Genomic DNA, 4,989 nt, shown 5'->3' with positions numbered 1-4,989 from the left:
AATTATTAAAAATGGTTATACTATATTCAAATAAACACTTGAATGAATTATTAAAAATGGTTATACTATATTCAAATAAACACTTGAATGATATTGGGGTGAGAATGTGATTAAGAAAGATACTTGTGAAATTTATTATTATGACGAAGAAAAGGTCAATCGAATACAAGGTAATTTACAGACAGTAGATATTTCTAGTGTTGCCCAAATGTTAAAAGCTATTGCAGATGAAAATAGAGCAAAAATTACCTATGCTTTATGTCAAGATGACGAACTGTGTGTGTGTGATATAGCAAATATTATAGGTGTTACGGTTGCAAATGCCTCTCATCACCTGCGAACGCTCCATAAGCAAGGGATTGTTAAGTTTCGAAAAGAGGGAAAACTTGCATTTTATTCATTAGATGATGAGCATATCAGACAAATTATGATGATTGCATTGGCACATAAGAAAGAGGTGAAGATCAATGTCTAGTGGGAAAGCAAAACTGTCTGAAGAAGAAATGAAAGCCTATCGTGTTCAAGGATTTACTTGTACTAACTGTGCAGCCATTTTTGAAAATAATGTTAAAGAACTTCCTGGTGTTCAGGATGCGAAAGTAAATTTCGGAGCATCTAAAGTTTATGTTAAAGGGACGACAACCATTGAAGAATTAGAAAAAGCAGGAGCATTTGAAAATTTAAAAATTCGAGATGAAAAAGAACAAAGGGTAGAACGAGAACCTTTTTGGAAGCAGAAAGAAAACATTAAGGTATATATATCAGCTCTTTTACTTGTAGTTAGCTGGTTCTTAGGAGAGCAGTATGGTGAAGAGCATGTTCTACCGACAATTGGTTATGCAGCGTCCATTTTAATCGGTGGATATTCGTTATTCATTAAAGGTCTCAAAAATCTAAGCAGATTAAATTTCGATATGAATACGCTTATGACTATTGCAATTATAGGAGCTGCAATCATTGGTGAATGGGGTGAAGGGGCAACCGTTGTTATCCTATTTGCGATTAGTGAAGCATTAGAGCGTTATTCAATGGATAAAGCACGTCAATCTATTGAATCTTTAATGGATATTGCCCCAAAAGAAGCGTTAATTCGACGAGGCAATGAAGAAATGATGATTCATGTTGATGATATTCAAGTTGGAGACATCATGATTGTTAAGCCCGGTCAAAAGTTAGCAATGGATGGAATAGTGGTTAAAGGTACATCGACATTAAATCAGGCTGCGATTACAGGTGAAAGTGTTCCAGTAACGAAAACCACAAATGATGAAGTATTTGCAGGAACCTTGAATGAAGAAGGGTTACTTGAGGTTAAAGTAACAAAACGAGTTGAAGATACTACTCTTTCAAAAATCATTCACTTGGTAGAAGAAGCCCAAGCAGAACGGGCTCCTTCTCAAGCGTTTGTCGATAAATTTGCAAAATACTATACACCAGCTATTGTCATACTTGCTCTTTTAATTGCGGTAGTTCCACCATTATTTGGCGGAGACTGGAGCCAATGGATTTATCAAGGCTTAGCTGTATTAGTGGTTGGTTGTCCTTGTGCCTTAGTAGTCTCAACTCCAGTTGCTGTGGTTACAGCAATAGGAAATGCAGCAAAAAATGGTGTATTAATTAAAGGTGGTATCCATTTAGAAGAAGCAGGACACTTAAAAGCGATAGCCTTTGATAAAACAGGAACATTAACCAAAGGGATTCCTGCTGTAACAGACATTGTGACATATGGTAGAAATGAAAATGAATTAATGACCATAACAGCAGCCATTGAAAAAGGATCACAGCACCCTCTTGCTTCAGCGATTATGCGAAAAGCAGAAGAAAATGGATTAAAATTCAACGAAGTAACAGTAGAGGATTTTCAATCCATTACAGGTAAAGGCGTTAAAGCCAAAATAAATAATGAAATGTATTATGTGGGAAGTCCAAATCTTTTTGAGGAATTACACGGAAGCATTTCAAGCGATAGGAAAGAAAAAATTGCCGATATGCAAACTCAAGGTAAAACGGTGATGGTGTTAGGAACAGAAAAAGAAATTCTTTCGTTTATTGCCGTAGCCGATGAAATGAGGGAATCGTCTAAAGAAGTTATCGGCAAGTTGAACAATATGGGAATCGAAACAGTGATGCTAACAGGCGATAACCAAAGAACGGCAACAGCCATCGGAAAACAAGTTGGTGTTTCGGATATTAAAGCTGACTTACTTCCAGAAGATAAGCTTAATTTTATTAAAGAACTTCGAGAAAAACATCAAAGTGTGGGGATGGTCGGAGATGGCGTGAATGATGCTCCAGCCCTTGCGGCATCTACCGTTGGTGTAGCAATGGGTGGTGCTGGAACTGATACAGCTTTAGAAACGGCTGACATCGCCTTAATGTCAGATGATTTAAGTAAGTTACCTTACACGATTAAATTAAGTCGTAAGGCTCTAATCATAATTAAACAAAATATTACCTTCTCTTTGGCGATTAAATTAGTGGCATTACTTTTGGTCATGCCCGGTTGGTTAACGCTTTGGATAGCGATATTTGCTGATATGGGAGCAACTTTACTTGTAACATTAAACAGTTTACGCTTATTGAAAATCAAAGAATAGGTTCTAAAATGGGCGTCAACTATCGGGTGCGATCATTGAAAACAATGTTATGCTTCAAAAGGGATATTAACAGGAAATATACAACTAAAGGACGCTTTAACTGAGCAACGAAAAAAGCCAAATTTCTCAATTGATGTTGAGAAATTTGGCTTTTTAGTATGGGAATTTCCTTAGCGTTGTAAATCCGCATTTTCCTGACGCTACCCCTATTTTTAAAAACTTTTTTAATTCCTGCTACTACAGCATCGCCCACTGTTTTCGTTAAACGTAAGCCGTTCTCATCGTATGTATACGATGAGATAATTTGATCATTCTAATAGTTGAAAATCTAACTGACTCTTTAATACATTCCTTTTTTCTTTCAAAATTGATTCGTTTTTAAAAACCATGCGAATCGTTAAAGAATCTGTCACAATAAATGCCCACTCATAATCTACTAAAAATAATAATGGGACACCTCTAATTGCCATTTTGAAAAGCATAATCAACTCCTGAAAATTTTCAATTTTTGCACCGCGATAATCTTCATGGAATTCCATTGGAGTAGCAATAACCCCTTGGTTTTTCAAATAATTTATATACTTTTTATAATCTTTTTGCATCCATTTTTTAACCGAATACAAATACCAATTTTTCTCAAAATAAGGCGTAACAATCATATTTTTTTTAGTAAATACACTATTTTCAACATTTTTTAACCAATTAAAAAATGTATTTTCTATTTCTAACCACTCAGTTACCTTTAAATTTCGTTCGGCATTTCTATTTTGAACAGCTTCAATGCCAAAACTTTCATAAAATTCCGGAAAATTTAGTTTTTCTAATAATTTTTCAGGCATAGCTAAATTAAATTGATACTGCTTTTTCCCCTCATCTTCCCAATCATAAAAATCATAATGTTTAAGTATATCTAATAATTCTAAAAAAGTAATTTTTTCCATAAATCCCCCTTTTTCGTCGCAATTGGTTCGCATCATTATACGTGAAAGTCGCTTTCTCACCATTCACTTCGGATGCTGTATGATTCCCCACTGCGTCATAATCATACGTGTTGACCGTACCATCTGGTAAGGTTTCTTTTGTTAATTGATCATTGGCATCATAACCAAAGCTGCTTACTTGACCATTTACATCGGCTTGTACGATATTTCCATTTTTCGTATAGTCATAGGCGATTTTAAATGGCTGTTGTGCTTTTGTTGTATACGTTAGTGAACCAAGTAAATTCGCATCGTTCATTTGCGTCACTTGTTTCCATAAATCAGTATTGAGTGTTAAGGTATTTTGATTTTCTACGAATTCTATAAATAGAGAAGCCCCCCCCAACACGTAAAAATATTGGGGGTCCTGCGACTTAAATTATAGACTATTATCAGAACTGTTTTGGTGACTGGCACTTAATCTATTATTTGAAATCATATCATTGTAATATATCCTTTCAACTCCTACTACATACCTTGCATTCTTAGCTTTAGAAACAAGTTTTATTTGATAAGATGGTCCATGTTTAAAATCCAATTCGAAAGATAATAACAAATCCCTAAGAAAATAGGTAAAACATAGATTTTTGTTGTTTCCATTAATCTACTTGACATTACCATAGAGTAAAAAATGCAAACAATAGATAAAATGATTGTACTAATGCTTATATTATTTTTATCCCAAGTAGCCTGCAAGTAGTGGGCAGAAAAAATAAAAATAAAAATAAAAAGTTTTAAATATTTCATTATATATGACTCCTTTTATGTTAACCTAATCTTTTTTTGGCAACGTAGGAGCCATAAGTATATGCAGATCTGTAACATGGAGCATATTGGAAATACTTATTACGCCCTCCTTGATAAATCCCAATTGAAAATCTGCCTAACAAATACCATCCGCCAAAACTTTTTCTTAAAACGGCAACTCCAGCAATCCTAGCTGCTTTTTTTGCTCTTTTCTCTATTACTTTACTAAGAGCTCGAGAGTTTCTAACGACCTTTCTTGCTGCTTCTGTTGTACGTTGTGATTTTGCTTTTTTTACATCAAAATAATCTTTAATCATACTCCATAAAGTTTGTGCAATAAATGCTACGTCTTTTAAATCTCCAACAACTGCGGCAACAACATATGCTATGCTAGTCATTAAAGCGTAAAATATTCTATTAGGCTTTAATCCATTCGAATCCACATTCATCACGGGATTATTATTACCATACGTATAACCATTCTGTGACAGCGGTTCGTCATCATCACCTGGATGTGGGTCTAATGATAAGAATGAACCGTTTGCTGGGTTATAGTAACGGGCTTGTAAATAGTAATTCTTCGTCTCATCATCATAGTAGTAACCTGCATAACGAATTGAGTTTGCTTTTGCTAGGTCACCTTCGACAGTTAATATATTTCCATA

At 34.7% G+C, this 4,989-nt stretch carries 5 protein-coding genes; 2 read left to right on the top strand and 3 right to left on the bottom strand.

Annotated elements, in window-relative coordinates; genetic code table 11:
- The first annotated feature begins 106 nt into the window (after positions 1-106).
- Together KGI01_RS13425 and KGI01_RS13420 are read left to right on the top strand one after the other, a co-directional pair.
- Complete coding sequence (locus tag KGI01_RS13425) at positions 107-475, top strand: ArsR/SmtB family transcription factor (RefSeq protein WP_141275099.1); 369 nt, start codon at positions 107-109, stop codon at positions 473-475.
- A complete protein-coding gene (locus KGI01_RS13420) occupies positions 468-2,597 on the top strand; it encodes a heavy metal translocating P-type ATPase (RefSeq protein WP_141275098.1) in 2,130 nt (709 codons plus the stop codon). Before KGI01_RS13425 ends, KGI01_RS13420 begins: the two co-directional genes overlap by 8 nt.
- Positions 2,598-2,905: 308 nt before the next feature.
- Here the strand turns inward: KGI01_RS13420 and KGI01_RS13415 are convergent, their stop codons facing one another.
- The 3 genes from KGI01_RS13415 to KGI01_RS13405 all read right to left on the bottom strand — a co-directional run.
- Positions 2,906-3,538, bottom strand: coding sequence for a hypothetical protein (locus tag KGI01_RS13415; RefSeq protein ID WP_141275097.1), 633 nt, complete (start codon positions 3,536-3,538; stop codon positions 2,906-2,908).
- Entirely contained in the window at positions 3,498-3,836 is a 339-nt protein-coding gene (locus KGI01_RS13410) for an RHS repeat domain-containing protein (protein WP_141275096.1), read from the bottom strand. Before KGI01_RS13410 ends, KGI01_RS13415 begins: the two co-directional genes overlap by 41 nt.
- Positions 3,837-4,344: 508 nt before the next feature.
- Positions 4,345-4,989: RHS repeat-associated core domain-containing protein (locus tag KGI01_RS13405; protein WP_141275095.1), on the bottom strand; the 645-nt coding region annotated here is incomplete at its 5' end.

This window comes from Kurthia gibsonii, from assembly GCF_006539985.1.
In the GTDB taxonomy this organism is placed as follows: domain Bacteria; phylum Bacillota; class Bacilli; order Bacillales_A; family Planococcaceae; genus Kurthia; species Kurthia gibsonii.
Note: the sequence above shows the minus strand (reverse complement) of the source record. Positions and strands in the feature narration are given on the sequence as shown.

Coding starts and splice junctions, on each gene's coding strand:
- KGI01_RS13415 (WP_141275097.1), bottom strand. CDS start 3,538: ATGGAAAAAATTACTTTTTTAGAATTATTAGATATACTTAAACATTAT.
- KGI01_RS13420 (WP_141275098.1), top strand. CDS start 468: ATGTCTAGTGGGAAAGCAAAACTGTCTGAAGAAGAAATGAAAGCCTAT.
- KGI01_RS13410 (WP_141275096.1), bottom strand. CDS start 3,836: ATGAACGATGCGAATTTACTTGGTTCACTAACGTATACAACAAAAGCA.